We start from the raw sequence: 15,662 nt of genomic DNA, 5'->3' as shown, positions 1-15,662 counted from the left end.
TGGGTTTTCTTGAAAACCTACAATTGTAGGGATGCCCACACCCCGCCGTGGGCGCTGTCAGCGATCACCATGCACACCCTGCGCTCCGCCGCCCTGCTTCCTTGGGCGCAAACCGACCCGAACCTGAAGGCCCAGGCCACTTTGGCGCTGGACCTGAGCCTGCCTGTGGGCGCACTCGACAGCCTGAGCGCTCCCGCTGCAAGCCCAGGCCGCGCCGCCCGCCCAGTGCTGGTGCCCCACACCCAGCTCAAAGCCAAATCCATGGCCACCCCCGAGGGCCGGGCCATGCTGGTGCACTCGATCGCCCACATTGAACTCAACGCCATCGACCTGGCGCTCGATGTGGTCTGGCGCTTTGCGGGGCTGCCCGAGGCCTTCTATACCGACTGGGTGCGCATCGCCCAGGAAGAGGCCAAGCACTTCAGCTTGCTGCGCCAGCACTTGCTGGACATGGGTTTTGACTACGGCGACTTTCCGGCGCACAACACCCTGTGGGACATGGCCGAGCGCACCCAGGGCGACATCCTTGCCCGCATCGGCATCGTGCCGCGCACCATGGAGGCGCGCGGCCTGGACGCCTCGCCAGGGGTGAAAAACAAGTTGGTCAGCGTGGGGGACCACCGAGCGGGTGAGATCTTGGACATCATTCTTGACGAGGAAATTGGCCATGTGGCCGCAGGCAACCGCTGGTACCGCTACCTGTGCGCGCAGCGGGGGCTGGACCCGGTCGGCACCTACGCCGAGCTGATCGCGCAGTACGACGCCCCCAAACTGCGCCCCCCCTTCAACATGGCGGCGCGGCGGCTGGCGGGTTTTGAAGAAGCCGAATTGGCCGCGCTCAGCTGAGCCCGATGTCCAGATCCGAGGCAAAGTTTTGTTGGGGTCGAGCCCTTGCTCGCGAATGAGGCCATGGGCCCCGCCAGCATTCGGCCTCAGGGGCGGCCTCCCACAAAAGGCAGGCCCTCATTCGATGCGCCATCAGCCCCTGGGGTGATGCTGGGCGTGCAGGATTTTGAGGCGCTCTCGCGCCACATGGGTGTAAATGGTGGTGGTCGAGATGTCGGCGTGGCCCAAAAGCATCTGCACCGCCCGCAAATCGGCCCCATGGTTGAGCAAATGCGTGGCAAAGGCGTGGCGCAAGGTGTGCGGCGACAACGGCGATGTGATGCCCGCCTCGATGGCATAGCGCTTGACCAGGCTCCAGAACATGACGCGCGACATGCCGGTGCCCGCCTTGGGCCCGCTGGTCGTGACAAAGAGGTCTTCGGTCTGGCGCTGGCCCAGCATGGCCGGTCTGGCCTGGCCCATGTAACGCTGCAGCCATTCGCGGGCTTCTTCGCCAAAGGGCACCAGCCGCTCCTTGCTGCCTTTGCCCATGATGCGCAGCACGCCTTCGTTGAGTGAAACGTGCAGGGTTTTGAGGCTGACCAACTCGCTCACGCGCAGACCGCTGGCGTACATGAGCTCGAGCATGGCGCGGTCACGCAAGCCCAATGAGGTGGCCACATCAGGGGCCGACAAAAGCGCATCGACTTGCGCCTCGCCCAAGGTTTTGGGCACACGCATCGCCTGTTTGGCGGCGAGCATGCGCAAGGTGGGGTCGGCCTGGGTGAGACGTTCGCGCAGAGCCCAACGGAAAAAACGCTTGAACACGGTGAGCCTGCGGTTCGCGGATGTGGCCTTGGTCTGGCCATGGCGCTCGGCAAAATAAGCCTGCAGGTGGTGTTCTTGGGTCGCCTCCAGCGCCAGCCTGTGCGTTAAAAAAAGCCAGGAGGCGTAGAGGGACAAATCCAGACGGTAGGCCGCCAAGGTGTTGGCGGACAAACCATCCTCCAACCAGAGGGCCTCGGCAAATCGGTCGATGGCGTTCTGGCTGGCCTCGTGCATGGACTGGGATCAGTCCAGCTTGAGTTTTTGCTGGTCCACCACCTTTTTGTAGACCTCGAACTCGGCCTTGATTTGGGCCGTGAACTCCTCGGGCGTGTTGGCCACGACCAAAGAGCCGGTGTCGTTGATGCGCTTGGTCACACCCGGCTCTTGCAGGGCTTTTTTCACGCCAGCGCTGATCTTGTCCACCACCTCTTTGGGCAGGTTCTTGGGACCCAGAATGCCGTAGTAGGCCATGCGGTTGACCGGCTCCAAACCCACTTCCTTGAAGGTGGGCACATTGGGCAACTGGGGCAAGCGCTGGGGCGCGGCCACCACAATCGGCACCAATTTACCGGTTTGGATGAAAGGCAATGCCGAGGGCAGGTTGTCAAAAATGATCGGCACTTGACCGGCCACCGTGTCGTTCAGGGCTGGGCCTGCGCCCCGGTAAGGGATGTGGGTGATGAACACGCCGGTCAGGCTCTTCCACAGCTCGGTCTGCAGGTGACCAATGCCGCCCGTGCCCGAGGACGCGTAGGAATACTTGCCTGGGTTCTTTTGGATTTCAGCCACAAAGGCTTTGTAGTCCTTGGCCGGGAAACTGGGGTGCACCGCGATCACGTTGGGCGTGGCCGCAATGTTGATGATGGGCGTGAAGTCGGTCAGGACGTTGTACGGAATCTTGGGATTGATGGCCGGGTTGGCGGCGGTGGTGGACACCGTGGCCATGCCCAAGTTGTAACCATCAGGTGCGACTTTGGCCGTCTCGTTTGCACCCACCACACCGCCGCCACCGGCTTTGTTCTCCACAATCACGTTTTGGCCCAAAGCTTTGCCCAAGGGCTCCGAAATCACACGGGCCACGATGTCGGTGGTGCCGCCGGGTGCAAAAGGCACTTGCAATTTGATGGGTTTGTTGGGGTAAGCCTGCGCCCACACCGAACCACTGGCTAAAACGGTGACAGCCAAACCAGCTGCGGAAACCAAACTGCGACGCTTCATTCGAACACTCCTAAAAAGATGCCACATGATAGGCAAAAACGGGCCCCTGTCGTGAGGGGGAAAACCCATAAAACCTTCAAAAAATAATGCACCCGAGGTGACATGGCCCGGCTGGAGCCACCTCAAGGGTCAGTTATCCTAGACCAGTGAACTTTGCCCAACTCCTCTTTCCCGATTTTTCCCTGATTTTGTGCGGCTATCTCATCTGCCGCTTCACCGCCTTGAACCGCCCCGTGTGGCAACAGGTGGAGAGTCTGGTCTATTTTTTCCTTTTCCCGGTTTTGTTGTTTCACTCCATCCTGAAAAGCCCGCTGGACCTGAATGCGGCCTCTGGCCTGATCGGCGCTGGCCTGAGCCTAGGCGTGTGCGCCATCGCTTTGTCCTATAGCCTGCCCTATTGGCCTATTTTGGGCAAACGGTTGGACCGACGCGATCACGCAGCCAGCGCCCAGGTGGCGTTTCGCTTCAACTCCTTCATTGCCCTGGCGCTGGCCGAACGCCTGGCTGGTCCCGAGGGCCTGCTCATGATCTCGGTGCTGATCGGCGTGTGCGTGCCGGCATTCAACATTGCGGCCGTTTGGCCCATGGCCCGACAGGCCAACACCGGGTTTTTGCGCGAATTGGTGCGCAACCCGCTGATCATCGCCACCGGATCGGGCCTGGCGGCCAACCTGCTGGGGTTTCGCATTCCCGAATGGCTGGACCCCAGTGTCAGCCGCATCGGTGCCGCGTCTTTGGCCTTGGGCTTGATGGCAGCCGGCGCAGGCATGCAACTGGGCACCTTGCGCCACGGCAAACTGCTGGGCATGGGCATGCTGATGATCAGGCACTTGGTGCTGCCTTTCATCGCCGTGGGCATGTCCCGCCTGTTTCAGCTCGACACCCTGCAAACCACTGTTTTGCTCGCATTTTCGGCCTTGCCCACGGCATCGACTTGCTATGTGTTGGCGGCCCGCATGGGCTACAACGGCCCCTATGTCGCGGGGCTGGTGACGCTGTCGACCTTGTCCGGCATGTGGAGCCTGCCATTTGCGCTGGGGGTTCTGCACTAACGCAGAATTTCGCGACGTATCACCCCCGACACCCGCAACTGTCACCCCCGACTTGATCGGGGGTCTATGCCTTCGCCTGTCATGGATACCCGCGTTCGCGGGTATGACAAATAAGGTCAAACCAAACTGATCACCCGCGGGCCAGCGACCAGGCCACCTGCTCTTGCAATACCGGGTCCGGATGGTCCACGTGCGCGGCCAAACCCTGCCGCAAAGCCTGGCGCTCTGATTCAGGCAAAGCCGGCGAGGTCAAGGCATTGCCCGCCGCCAAAGCCAGATTGCGCAGCCAGCGCGCATGGCCGATGCGGCGGATGGCGCTGCCCTCCGTGCGACGCAAAAACTCGGCCTCATTCCAAGCCATCAGTTTTGCGATGCTTTGCGCACCCAAACCCTCACGGGGCTGCCAATCGGCCAAAGGGCTGAGCTGCGCAAATTTGTTCCAGGGACAGGCCAACTGACAATCGTCGCAGCCGTAGATGCGGTTGCCGATCAGCGGGCGCAGCGCCTCGTCAATGGCACCAGCGTGTTCGATCGTCAAATAAGAAATGCAACGCCGCGCATCCAACTGGTACGGCCCCACGATGGCCTGCGTCGGGCACACATCCATGCAGGCTGTGCACTGGCCGCAATGCGCCGACACGCTGGGCGTTGCGGGCAGGGCAAAGTCGACAAACAACTCGCCCAGAAAAAACAAGGATCCAGCCTCACGGCTCAGTACCAAGGTGTGTTTGCCGCGCCAGCCCAGGCCGCTGCGGGTGGCGAGCTCGGCCTCCATCACCGGGGCCGAATCGGTGAACACGCGGTGGCCAAAGGGGCCAATCACCTCGGCGATACGGTCTTGCAGTTTTTGCAGGCGGCTGCGCAAGACCTTGTGGTAATCGCGCCCTCGGGCATACAGCGAGACCACCGCCTCGCCCGGCTGCAGGCTGCGGGCGGTTTCACGCGCCAGCCAGTCGAGTGGTGTGTCCGCAGGCAGGTAATCCATGCGGGCGGTGATCACGCTCACGGTGCCCGGCACCAGCTCGGCGGGGCGCGCGCGCTTCATGCCATGGCTTTCCATGTAAGCCATGCTGCCGTGAAAGCCCGCGTCCAACCAAGCTTGTAACCCGGGCTCTGCCGAGGACAAATCGATACCGCTCACGCCAATTTGGGACAATCCCAACTCACGCCCCCAGATCTGGATCTGGGGCCACAGTTCAAGAAGGTCGATTTGAGTACGTTGAGCAGTCACCCGCCGATTGTAGAAAGCCCCGCCGCTCCAGCGCATTGGGAGGGCTTGTGGCCGAACGAGGCCGCCACGCAGGCCTTTGCCACGCAACTGGCGCAAGGCCTTGGCCAATGGCCCGGCGGGCGCGATGCGCGCATCGAGCTGCGCGGCAACCTGGGCGCGGGCAAAACCACCTTGGTGCGCCACCTGCTGCGGGCGGCCGGGGTGAAGGGCCGGATCAAAAGCCCGACCTACGCCGTGGTGGAGCCCCACCAAGCGTGCAATGGCGACAGCGCTTGGCCCATCTGGCATTTTGACTTTTACCGCTTCAACGACCCGCAGGAATGGGAAGACGCGGGCTTTCGTGACATTTTTGCCGGGCCGGGCCTCAAACTCATGGAGTGGCCCGACAAGGTGGCCGGGCAACTGCCGCCCCCTGACTGGGTGATTGCGCTGGTGGCCCTCGACGAAGACCAGCGCCAAGTGCGCATCAGCGCGGGCACGGCGCTTGGCCGCACCTGGCTACAGGCCTGGACCCATGATGGCGTGCCAGACCATGCAGGCTGACCGCCGCCGCCTGCTCAAAGCAGGCTTTCTGGCGCTCAGCCTGGGCGCAGCGCAACTCGCACGCGGGGCCAACCTGCTGGCCGTGCGCATCTGGCCCGCACCCGACTACAGCCGGGTCACGCTCGAATCGGACACGGCCCTCAAAACCACCCAAACCTTCATCGCCTCGCCGCCGCGTCTGGCCATTGACATCGAGGGCATGGGGCTCAACGCCGCCTTGCGTGAATTGGTGGGCAAGGTGCAAGCCTCAGACCCCAACATCGCGGGCATTCGGGTCGGCCAGTTCAATGCGAACACCGTGCGTCTGGTGATTGACCTCAAACGGCCCATCGCCCCCCAAGTCTTCACCCTGCCACCTGTCGCCGCCTATGCCCACCGGCTGGTGCTGGACCTGTACCCCAGCGAAGCCATCGACCCGTTGGAACAACTGATTCAAGAGCGCGTCATGGCCAAAGCGCCTGCTGCGCCCCACGGTCTGCCCAGCACAAACGCCGTGGTCAATGACCCTCTAGGCGAGCTCATTGCCCGGCAAACGCTGCCAGGTGCCGCGCCCGCACCTTCCACCCGGCGTCAAGACCTTCTGCCGCCGCCTGCTGTGTCGATGGACCGTCCCGACCACCCTGCGCGGCCACAGCTGGCGCCTGGCCAAACCGACCGTCTGATCGTGATCGCACTGGACCCGGGCCACGGCGGCGAAGACCCCGGTGCCATAGGCCCCGGCGGCACGCGCGAAAAAGATGTGGTGCTCAAGATCGCCAAGATGCTGCGTGAGCGCATCAACGCCAGCAGTGTGGGAGGCAGCCCGATGCGGGCTTTTTTGACGCGCGATGCCGATTTTTTTGTGCCCCTGCATGTGCGGGTGCAAAAAGCCAGGCGCGTGCAAGCCGACCTGTTTGTCAGCATCCACGCCGACGCGTTTTACTCGCCCAGGCCCCAGGGGGCGAGCGTCTTCGCGCTCAGCGAGGGTGCGGCCTCCAGCAAGGATGCCCAGTGGATCGCACAAAAAGAAAACAAGGCCGACCTGATCGGCGGCATCAACCTTGGCAGCCAGGATGCCCAAGTGCAACGGGCCCTGCTCGACATGAGCACCGCAGCGCAAATCCGGGACAGCCTGCAGCTCGGCGGCAGCCTGCTGCGCGAGATCGGCAGCGTGGGCAAGTTGCACAAGCCCCGCGTTGAAAGGGCGGGTTTTGCGGTCCTCAAAGCCCCCGACATTCCCAGCGTGTTGGTGGAGACCGCCTTCATCAGCAACCCGGAAGAAGAAGAAAAACTGCGCAGCGACGCCTACCAGCAACAACTGACCGATGCCCTGATGCGCGGCATCGTGCAGTACTTTTCGCGCAATCCACCGCTGGCACGCAACCGAAGCCTGTGAGGGCGGCCATCAGGGCTTTTTAAGCACCCCTGTGTCCATCCAAACGGGTCAGAGCAACGGTCAGCGGGCCTGTCGGGCTTTCCATGCCCCGAACATGGCGATCAGCCCCGGCACGATGATCAAGGCCCAAATGATTTTGCTCAGGTGCGTTTGCACGATGGGCAAATTGCCAAACAGGTAGCCGGCCAGGGTCAGGCCCACCACCCAAATGAAGCCGCCCACCACATTGAACAGCGTGAACTTGCTGCGGGTCATCTCGGCCACGCCCGCCACAAAGGGCACAAAAGTGCGAATGAACGGCATGAATCGCGCCAAGATGATGGTGATGCCACCGTATTTTTCATAAAAGGCGTGGGCCTGGTCAAAGCCCTTGCGGCTGAAAAACCGGGAATCTTCCCACTGGAACACCCGGGGGCCGAAGTAGCGACCGATCGTGTAGTTGGTCTGGTCGCCCAAAATGGCCGCCACCAGCAGCAATCCCATGACCAGCGGCAAGCTCATCAAACCCGCGCCGCACATGGCCCCCACAATGAACAACAACGAGTCGCCGGGCAAAAAAGGCATGACGACAACGCCAGTTTCCACAAAAATGATCAGGAACAACAGGGCATACACCCAAGCGCCGTATTGGGCGACAAAAGCCTCCAAGTAACGGTCCACATGGAGGATGAAATCGACGAGTTGCAAAAGAATGTCCATGCGGCAATTATCCCCGGACAAACCCCTAAAATCAGCAGGTGACCGCCCAACAGACCCCGGCTTCCGCGCGCCGCCCCATCCGCGAACTCCCCGATGAACTGATCAGCCAGATCGCCGCAGGCGAGGTGGTCGAGCGCCCCGCATCGGTGGTGCGCGAACTGGTCGACAACGCGATGGACGCTGGCGCGCAAAGCATCACGCTGCGCCTGATGGGCGGCGGCACCCGGCTGATTTCGGTGGAGGACGATGGCGGCGGCATCGCCCCAGACGAGTTGGCCACCGCTTTGAAGCGCCACGCCACCAGCAAGATCGGCAACCTCGATGAGCTCGAATCGGTCATGACCATGGGCTTTCGGGGCGAGGCGCTGGCGGCCATCAACTCGGTGTCCGAGCTCACCTTGCTCTCGCGCATGGACGGGCAAGCCACCGCCTTTGCGTTGGACGGCCGCACGGGCGAGATCCGCCCGGCCGCCCGCGCCGTGGGCACCACGGTGGAAGTCAAAGAGCTGTTTTTTTCCACCCCGGCCCGGCGCAAATTTTTGAAAAGCGACAGCACCGAACTGGCGCACTGCATCGAGGCCGTGCGACGCCACGCCCTGGCCCGCCCCGATGTGGGCTTTGCCATCTGGCATGAAGGCAAGCTGGTCGAGCAGTGGCGTGTGCACCCCGGCGCTGCCGGCCTGGAACAACGCCTGGCCGATGTGCTGGGCGACGAGTTCGTGGCGCAGTCCATTGCCGTGGCATACCAAGCCGGGCCGCTCAAGGTGATCGGCCGCGCTGGTTTGCCCGACGCCGCACGCTCGCGCCCCGACCACCAGTTTGCCTATGTGAATGGCCGCTTTGTGCGCGACAAAGTGGTGATGCACGGGGCACGCAGCGCTTACGAAGACGTGCTGCACGGCCACAAGCAACCGGCCTATGCGCTGTTCATGCAGATCGACCCGACCTTGGTGGACGTGAACGTGCACCCGACCAAGATTGAAGTGCGTTTTCGCGACAGCCGCGCCGTGCACCAGGCGGTGCGGCATGCGCTGGAAAGCGCGCTGGCCGCACCGCGCTCGCAAAACCTGAGCGATGCACCGGCCGATGCGCCCAGCGACTTCGACTTGAAAACGCCCGCCTCCAAGGCCGTGCCCGAATCGGCCAGCTGGCAGCAAGGCGGCATGGCGTTTGAGCGCCCCGGACCGTCAAGCTTCAACGCCCCGGCTTACAAGCCCGCAGATTTTTCACGTCCCCGCGTCGATGGCGAACAGGCCATGGCCGACCTGAAGGCGTTGTGGAACCCGGCTGAGCGCAGCAACGCCGACGTCGCCCAAGAACCCGCCCCGCCCACATGGCCAGGGGGCGTTTTGACCGGTCCCGGGACAACGCGCACACCCGCCCAAGCCGACACCGCTTTCGCCCCCAAAAATACAGAAACCAACGCGCAGTCCACGCCCCTGCCCCCAGGCGAGTGGCCACTGGGCCGCGCCGTGGCGCAGCTGCACGGCGTCTACATCTTGGCCGAAAACAAGCAAGGCCTGGTGGTGGTGGACATGCACGCCGCACACGAGCGCATCGTTTACGAACGCCTGAAAAACCAGCTCAACGCTGCCGATGGCGAAGGCCCGCGCATCGCCAGCCAACCGCTGCTGATCCCGGCCACCTTTGCCGCCACGCCCACCGAGGTGGCCACGGCCGAGGCCTGCAACGAAGCACTGGCGCAACTCGGCTTGGAAATCTCGCCCCTGTCGGCCAAAACCTTGGCCGTGCGCGCCGTGCCCACGAGTCTCGCGCAAGGCGACGCGGTAGAGCTGGCCCGCAGCGTGTTGGCCGAGTTGGCCCAGCACGACGCCAGCACCGTGGTGCAGCGCGCCCAAAACGAGATTCTGGCCACCATGGCCTGCCATGGCGCGGTCCGCGCCAACCGGCGCCTCACGCTGGACGAGATGAACGGTTTGCTGCGTCAGATGGAAGAAACCGAACGCTCCGACCAATGCAACCATGGTCGTCCCACCTGGCGGCAGATGTCCATGCGCGATCTGGATGCTTTGTTCTTGCGAGGTCGGTGATGGTGCACCTCACTTTGAACGACCACCCAGCAATGCGCGAGGCCGGTGTGGGACCTACCGGATTTGGCGAGCGAAGCGCGTATGAGGGCAGCCGCGCACCGGCCTCGCCCATTGCGCTTCACGAAAAAACCACCGCAAAAGCAGCATGTCGCCAAAACTGATCGTCCTCATCCTCGCCCTGCTGCTCGGTCTGCAACCGGTCACCACCGACCTGTATTTGCCCGCCCTGCCCGCCATCACCCAAGGCTTTGGCGCGGGCATGGGTCAGGCGCAACTCACCCTCACGGCGCTGTTGCTGGCCTTTGGACTGTCGCAACTCGTCTGGGGACCGTTGTCTGACCGCTTTGGCCGCAAGCCCATCTTGCTGTGGGGCATGGGCGCTTACACCCTGGCCTCGGTGGCTTGTGCGCTGGCGCCCGACATGGCTTGGCTGATCGCCGGTCGCACGGTGCAAGGCATCGCCATGGGCGCGGGGGTCATGGCCGCACGCGCCATGGTGCGTGACCTGTTCCAGCCACTGCAGGGTGCCACGGTCATGTCGCAAGCCCTCACGGGGCTGGGCATCATCGCCTGCGCCTGCGCCCCGCTGGGCGGCATGCTGACCGACACCCTGGGTTGGCGCTACGCCCTGCTGGCACTGGCCGTGTTCGGTGCGGCCACACTGGCCTTGCTGGCCTGGCGCTTTGAAGAAACGCTGGCCCAACCCGACCCGCACGCCCTGAGCGCTGGCCCCCTCTTGCGGGCCAATCTGGACATCCTGCGCCACCCGGTGTTCCTCACCTGGTGCGCCCTGTCGTCCGGCTCGTACCTGGGACTGTTCACTTTTCTGGCCAGCTCCTCGTTTGTCTTCGTCACCTTCATGGGCTACAGCAAAACGGCTTATGGCTTTCTGATGCTGAGCATGTCGCTGTCCTACATCGTGGGCACTTTTTGGTGCCGCTGGATGCTGCGGCGCACCAGCGTGCACCGCACCGTGGGCATCGCCGCCCTCTTGACGATCACGGGCGGGGTGGGCATGGCCGCTTTGGCCTATGCCGGGCAAGGCCAAGACTGGTATGGCGCTTGGGCCGTGATGGTGCCCATGTACATCTTCATGCTGGGACACGGCGTGCACCAGCCTTGCGGACAAAGCGGCGCGGTCGCGCCCTTCCCGCACCGGGCCGGCACGGCGTCGGCCCTGAACGGATTTTTGATGATGCTGGGCGCTTTCTTCATGGGGGGCTGGCTGGGCACCCACATGGACCAGCCGGTCTTTGCACTGGCCCATGGACTGTTGCTGTGCGCCGTTTTCATCGCCTTCGTGGCCTGGACAGGCGTGCAACGCCACGGCCGCCCAGTGGTCACATCGGCCAAGCCCGCATGACGCAGCGCCCCGTCGACGCCATCGCCCTGGTGGGGCCCACGGCCAGCGGCAAAACCGCCGCAGCGCTGGCCCTGGCCGAAAGCCTCCAGCCCCAAGGCGGCGCAGAAATCATCAGCGTTGACTCGGCCCTCGTCTACCGGGGCATGGACATTGGCACTGCCAAACCCAGCCGCCAAGAGCTGACTGCCGTGCCGCACCACCTGATCGACACGCTGGACCCGCTGGACAGCTACAGTGCCGCCGAATTCGCCAAAGACGCCACCGGTCTCATCCAAGACATCCGCTCTCGCGGCAAAACCCCGCTGCTGGTGGGCGGCACCATGCTCTACCTCAAGGCCCTGCTCGAAGGGCTGAACGACATGCCCCCGGCCGACCCCGAGGTACGGGCACAAATCCACGCCCGCGCCGCGCAACTCGGCTGGCCGGCCCTGTATGCCGAATTGGCACAGGTGGACCCGCAGACTGCCGCCCGCTTGGCCCCCGGCGACAGCCAGCGCATTGGCCGCGCGCTCGAAGTCTGGACCGCCACCGGACAAAGCCTCTCGTCGTTTCACCAAAGCGCCAAAGCTTCCGCGCCCGACTGGCACATCCCCATCATCAGCCTCGAGCCCCTGGACCGCGCTTGGCTGCACCAGCGCATTGCACAGCGCTTTGACCAGATGATGGCGGCCGGCTTCATGGACGAGGTGAGGGCCTTGCGGGCACGCGGCGACCTGAACCCTGACCTGCCCTCGATGCGCTGCGTGGGTTACCGCCAGGCCTGGCAGGGGCTGGACGAGGGCTGGAGTGAAGCCGAGATCCGAGAGCGCGGCATCTTTGCCACCCGGCAGTTGGCCAAGCGCCAGATCACCTGGCTGCGCAGCATGCCTTCGCGTAGCCTGGTCCAAGCCGATGCCCCACACCCCTTGGCCTTGACCGTCACGGCACTGGCCCAGACCTGGATGTCCGCATGAGCCCAGTGACCCAAGGTCCTGACCAGCGCAGGCGGCTGAACCTGAGCCTGCATTTTTTGGGGCTGATGCTGTGGTGCTTCAGCCCGCTGGTGGGGTCCACACCCGCCCTGACAACATCCCCCATGGCGACGCAGTTGCTGCAGATCAGCAATTCAGGCGCTGCCCCTGTCAGCTTGGTCTGCCCACGCAAAGGGCCACCCACTGCGCGCCCCAGTGCCCCCGTGGCTGAACCCACCGAAATCCCCGACGACGACGAGGTTGCCCAAGCGCTGCAAGAGGCGAGCGCCGAGCGCACTGCCCCAGCGGCCCTGCCCGGCCAACGGCTGCAGGGCGACCCGCGTGGCTGGCGCATGGCCGTGTGGGGCGACAGCCACATGGCCGCGGCTTTTTTCAGCGACCAAATGGTGCGCCAACTGGCCTCGCCCGACGCACCTGTCACCAGCCGATTTGTCCATGCCGGCGTCGGCCATGGGGGGGTGCGAGCGCTGGTGCGCAAAACCTGTTTGTCCGGCGACTGGGCGCGCGAGATGGCGTATGCCCACGCCGATGCTGCGGCTGCGCCAGGCCCCGGCATGACGAGCCTGGTGGCCAAACGCCCCGGAGCCACACTGGCGCTGGACCTGCGCGGCGCCCAGGGGCTGGCCCGTCACACCGGCCTGCAGATCCTGCACCACGGCGATGGCAAAGGCCTCACCCGGCTGGCCATCAGCGTGGACGGGGAAGCCGAAACGTTGGTCATTCTCGAGACGGTTTCCGGTCCCAACGCCGTGCTGCTGGAAACCCGAGCGGCCCTGTCCACCTTGCAAATCCGGGTGGTCGAGGGTGCCTTTCGCTTTCAAGGCCTGAAGCTGCCAGAGCCCACTGCACCCGCCGCCACGACGCTGCAGCTGGATTTGTTTGCTTATCCTGGGGCCACCATGGCGGGTTGGGTGCGCAGCGATTTGGGCTATCTGTCGTCTTGGTTCACCGATCAGGCCTATGACCTGGCCTTGATCGCCTTTGGCACCAACGAAGGCAATGACCCGCGCTTCAACGAAGACGCTTACCGGGACATGCTCGATCGGGCATTGGGCAATTTCCGCCGGGCCTTTCCGAAAACGCAGTGCGTGCTGATCGGGCCGGGCGACCGGGGCATTCGGGTCGTCAAGTCCAGGGCCACCAAGCGATCCAAGGCCGCCATCGCCAAAAACCAGACTTCCAAAAAGCAAGCGTCGCCAAGCAAAGCCGCCCAAAAAGCCCCGCCTCAAACGGCCAAAGCAGCCCCAACCGCCCAGTTGCTCAAGTACGCGCGCATCCACGAACGCATTGGGCAAATCCAGGCCGACTTGGCCGCCCAACACGGCTGCCAAGCCTGGAGCATGCAAACCGCCATGGGTGGCGTCGGCAGCGCCTACACCTGGGCACGCAAGAGCCCGGCGCTCATGGCGCCTGACCTGATCCACTTCACCCCTGCCGGTTACCGCGAATTGGCCAACTCCTTCATGGTCGACTTCGGCCTGACCCCACCATGAGCGCATTGGCGCGTTTACCGGGACTGGACGGCCTGCGCGGCGTGGCCGTGCTGGCCGTGATCGGCTACCACCTGAACCTGGGCCATTTTTTGCCCGCAGGTTTTCTGGGGGTGGACATCTTTTTCACCGTCTCGGGTTTCATCATCACGGCGCTGCTGCTGCAAGAGCACGCCCAGTCCGGGCGCATCGATTTCCCGGCGTTTTACATGCGCCGGGCACGGCGGCTGTTCCCGGCGGCCTTGGTCATGCTGCTGTTGATGGTGCCGCTCACGCCACTGTTTCAGCCCGCTGCGCTGCCGCGCCTGCGCGAAGACCTGCCAGCGGCCTTTTTGTACTTGTCCAATTGGTGGCAGATCGTCGCGCAGCAGTCCTATTTCGAGGCGATCGAGCAACCCCGCCTGCTGCAGCACCTGTGGTCTTTGGCGGTAGAGGAGCAGTATTACCTTCTGTGGCCGTTGGCGGCGCTGTGGTTGTTGAACCGGACCGGCCGCACCGGTCTGGGCGTGGCTGCGGGCTGGATCGCCGCGGCCAGCACCGGCTGGATGGCCTGGCTGTACACCACGCAAATCGAGGGCGGCGACCCCAGCCGCGTCTACCTGGGTACCGACACCCATTTGATGGGGCTGCTGGCCGGATCGGCCCTGGCCGCTTGGTGGAACCCCTGGAAAGTCCGCATGGCCTCACAAGCCAGCGACGAAATCCTGAACCTGGCAGGCATCACCGCGCTGGCGGCGCTGATCTGGTGCATGGCCGAAACCCACGAAGGCATGCCCGGCCTGTACCAAGGCGGCTTTTTGCTGGCTGCCTTGCTCACCTGTGTGGTGATCGGCGCGGCCACCCGAGAAGGCACCTGGGTGGCCTGGATGCTCTCGACCCGCCCCATGCTGTGGCTGGGTGCCCGGTCGTATTCGCTGTACCTGTGGCATTGGCCGGTGGTGGTGTGGCTGCGCCCCTCGGCGCAGGCCGATGCCTTGGAGCTGAGCTGGGTCAACGCGGCCCGACTGGCCATCACCCTGCTGTGCGCCGAAGCCTCTTACCGCTGGGTGGAATCACGCTGGACGCAGAATGCACAGGCCAAGCCCTGGCGGCGCAGCAGCACCTTGGCAGCCGCGGCACTGGTGGGGGTGAATGCCGCGGTTCTGGGCTTCATGCCGGGTACCACGACGCCCGACCAGAACGGGAAAACGGAACCGGAATGGCCTGCAAGCTCCCGCCCCAAAGGCTTGCCCGGCACAGGCACAGCGCCCCAGGGCAGCATGGCGACGGACCCGTCGCGAACCGCCCCGGCCAGCACCACAACCACCACAGCTGCGCAAACCCCTGGGGCCCACTATCAGAAAGTCACCTTGGTGGGCGACTCGGTTTTACTGGGTGCAGGCCCCTACCTGTTGCGCCGTCTGCCCTCTGCCTCGGTGGAGGCCAAAGTAGGCCGTCAAGGCAGCGATGGGCTGAAACTGGTGCAAAGCCTGCGCCAGGACACGCTGCTGGGTGACGCCACGGTCATCCACCTGGGCACCAATGGCTATCTGGCAGAAAAGCAGTTCAGGGCTCTGCTGGAACAACTGAGCGACCGCAAAACGGTGGTGGTGCTGAATGTGTACGGTGCCCGGCGCTGGACCGGCCCGAACAACGAGCTGATCGGGCGGCTGAGCCAAAACTTTGACAATGTGCGGCTGATCGATTGGCACGCCATTGGCCAGGCCAACCCAAACTACTTTGTACAAGACGGCATCCACCTGTCGGGCGTCGGCATCCACGCTTACTACAACCAGATCCGCATGGCGCTGGGACAACCCGAGGTCATGGTCAGTGGGCCGACGCTGCGGCAAGTCAAACGACCACCATGGACCCAAGGCAGCATTTCAGCTGTCAGTCCAGCCTCGCCTGCGGCTGCAACGGGCACAGCACCCACGCCAACCGAAGTCAGCCCGACAACGGGAGGGGGCATTGCGGCCCCTGAGACGGCAGCGCCACTGACCTCTGCACCCACCACCAGCCCGCCTGGCGACTGAG

13 protein-coding genes are annotated in these 15,662 nt (G+C 64.1%); 9 read left to right on the top strand and 4 right to left on the bottom strand.

The window, feature by feature from the left end:
• The first annotated feature begins 69 nt into the window (after window positions 1–69).
• On the top strand, window positions 70–846 hold the full coding sequence (locus LHAB_RS10130) for a ferritin-like domain-containing protein (RefSeq protein WP_090045937.1): 777 nt from the start codon (window positions 70–72) through the stop codon (window positions 844–846).
• 132 nt (window positions 847–978) lie between these two features.
• On the opposite strand, the gene xerD is transcribed toward LHAB_RS10130, so the two are convergent.
• Window positions 979–1,887, bottom strand: a complete 909-nt coding sequence (gene xerD, locus LHAB_RS10125; RefSeq protein ID WP_090045935.1) for a site-specific tyrosine recombinase XerD — start codon at window positions 1,885–1,887, stop codon at window positions 979–981.
• 9 nt (window positions 1,888–1,896) lie between these two features.
• The gene (locus tag LHAB_RS10120) at window positions 1,897–2,871 is read right to left on the bottom strand and encodes a tripartite tricarboxylate transporter substrate binding protein BugE (RefSeq protein WP_090045933.1); all 975 of its coding nucleotides are present in this window, start codon (window positions 2,869–2,871) and stop codon (window positions 1,897–1,899) included.
• Between the two features lie 146 nt (window positions 2,872–3,017).
• On the opposite strand from LHAB_RS10120, the gene LHAB_RS10115 reads away from it, so the two are divergent.
• Window positions 3,018–3,923, top strand: coding sequence for an AEC family transporter (locus LHAB_RS10115; RefSeq protein ID WP_090045930.1), 906 nt, complete (start codon window positions 3,018–3,020; stop codon window positions 3,921–3,923).
• Window positions 3,924–4,053: 130 nt separating this feature from the next.
• Here the strand turns inward: LHAB_RS10115 and queG are convergent, their stop codons facing one another.
• Complete coding sequence (gene queG, locus LHAB_RS10110) at window positions 4,054–5,118, bottom strand: tRNA epoxyqueuosine(34) reductase QueG (RefSeq protein ID WP_090047886.1); 1,065 nt, start codon at window positions 5,116–5,118, stop codon at window positions 4,054–4,056.
• Window positions 5,119–5,142: 24 nt separating this feature from the next.
• On the opposite strand from queG, the gene tsaE reads away from it, so the two are divergent.
• Both tsaE and LHAB_RS10100 read left to right on the top strand, forming a co-directional pair.
• Complete coding sequence (gene tsaE, locus LHAB_RS10105; protein ID WP_090045928.1) at window positions 5,143–5,697, top strand: tRNA (adenosine(37)-N6)-threonylcarbamoyltransferase complex ATPase subunit type 1 TsaE; 555 nt, start codon at window positions 5,143–5,145, stop codon at window positions 5,695–5,697.
• Complete coding sequence (locus LHAB_RS10100; protein ID WP_090047884.1) at window positions 5,687–7,072, top strand: N-acetylmuramoyl-L-alanine amidase; 1,386 nt, start codon at window positions 5,687–5,689, stop codon at window positions 7,070–7,072. The genes tsaE and LHAB_RS10100 overlap by 11 nt, the downstream gene beginning before the upstream one ends.
• Before the next feature lie 60 nt (window positions 7,073–7,132).
• Here LHAB_RS10100 and LHAB_RS10095 read toward each other — a convergent pair whose 3' ends face one another.
• On the bottom strand, window positions 7,133–7,771 hold the full coding sequence (locus LHAB_RS10095) for a DedA family protein (RefSeq protein ID WP_090045926.1): 639 nt from the start codon (window positions 7,769–7,771) through the stop codon (window positions 7,133–7,135).
• A 38-nt stretch (window positions 7,772–7,809) separates the two neighbouring features.
• Between LHAB_RS10095 and mutL the strand changes: the two genes are divergently transcribed.
• The 5 genes from mutL (at window position 7,810) to LHAB_RS10070 (ending at window position 15,661) form a co-directional block, all read left to right on the top strand.
• Window positions 7,810–9,822: a DNA mismatch repair endonuclease MutL gene (gene mutL / locus LHAB_RS10090; RefSeq protein WP_090045923.1), complete on the top strand. Its 2,013-nt coding sequence runs from the start codon at window positions 7,810–7,812 to the stop codon at window positions 9,820–9,822.
• 145 nt (window positions 9,823–9,967) lie between these two features.
• A complete protein-coding gene (locus LHAB_RS10085; protein ID WP_090045921.1) occupies window positions 9,968–11,185 on the top strand; it encodes a multidrug effflux MFS transporter in 1,218 nt (405 codons plus the stop codon).
• On the top strand, window positions 11,182–12,138 hold the full coding sequence (gene miaA, locus LHAB_RS10080) for a tRNA (adenosine(37)-N6)-dimethylallyltransferase MiaA (RefSeq protein WP_090045917.1): 957 nt from the start codon (window positions 11,182–11,184) through the stop codon (window positions 12,136–12,138). Before LHAB_RS10085 ends, miaA begins: the two co-directional genes overlap by 4 nt.
• A complete protein-coding gene (locus LHAB_RS10075; protein ID WP_090045914.1) occupies window positions 12,135–13,649 on the top strand; it encodes an SGNH/GDSL hydrolase family protein in 1,515 nt (504 codons plus the stop codon). The genes miaA and LHAB_RS10075 overlap by 4 nt, the downstream gene beginning before the upstream one ends.
• Window positions 13,646–15,661 (top strand): acyltransferase family protein, encoded by a 2,016-nt coding sequence (locus LHAB_RS10070; protein WP_090045912.1) that lies wholly within the window; start codon window positions 13,646–13,648, stop codon window positions 15,659–15,661. The genes LHAB_RS10075 and LHAB_RS10070 overlap by 4 nt, the downstream gene beginning before the upstream one ends.
• Window position 15,662: the final 1 nt, after the last annotated feature.

The sequence above is a fragment of the Limnohabitans sp. 2KL-27 genome (genome assembly GCF_001269345.1).
Taxonomy (GTDB): domain Bacteria; phylum Pseudomonadota; class Gammaproteobacteria; order Burkholderiales; family Burkholderiaceae_C; genus Limnohabitans_A.
The sequence above is the reverse complement of the archived record's forward strand: the minus strand, read 5'-3'. Positions and strand labels throughout refer to the sequence as shown.

Bases quoted from the DNA above. Each gene is read 5' to 3' on its own strand.
- miaA (WP_090045917.1), top strand. From the start codon at position 11,182: ATGACGCAGCGCCCCGTCGACGCCATCGCCCTGGTGGGGCCCACGGCC.
- xerD (WP_090045935.1), bottom strand. From the start codon at position 1,887: ATGCACGAGGCCAGCCAGAACGCCATCGACCGATTTGCCGAGGCCCTC.
- LHAB_RS10120 (WP_090045933.1), bottom strand. From the start codon at position 2,871: ATGAAGCGTCGCAGTTTGGTTTCCGCAGCTGGTTTGGCTGTCACCGTT.
- LHAB_RS10085 (WP_090045921.1), top strand. From the start codon at position 9,968: ATGTCGCCAAAACTGATCGTCCTCATCCTCGCCCTGCTGCTCGGTCTG.
- LHAB_RS10100 (WP_090047884.1), top strand. From the start codon at position 5,687: ATGCAGGCTGACCGCCGCCGCCTGCTCAAAGCAGGCTTTCTGGCGCTC.
- LHAB_RS10075 (WP_090045914.1), top strand. From the start codon at position 12,135: ATGAGCCCAGTGACCCAAGGTCCTGACCAGCGCAGGCGGCTGAACCTG.
- LHAB_RS10070 (WP_090045912.1), top strand. From the start codon at position 13,646: ATGAGCGCATTGGCGCGTTTACCGGGACTGGACGGCCTGCGCGGCGTG.
- LHAB_RS10095 (WP_090045926.1), bottom strand. From the start codon at position 7,771: ATGGACATTCTTTTGCAACTCGTCGATTTCATCCTCCATGTGGACCGT.
- LHAB_RS10130 (WP_090045937.1), top strand. From the start codon at position 70: ATGCACACCCTGCGCTCCGCCGCCCTGCTTCCTTGGGCGCAAACCGAC.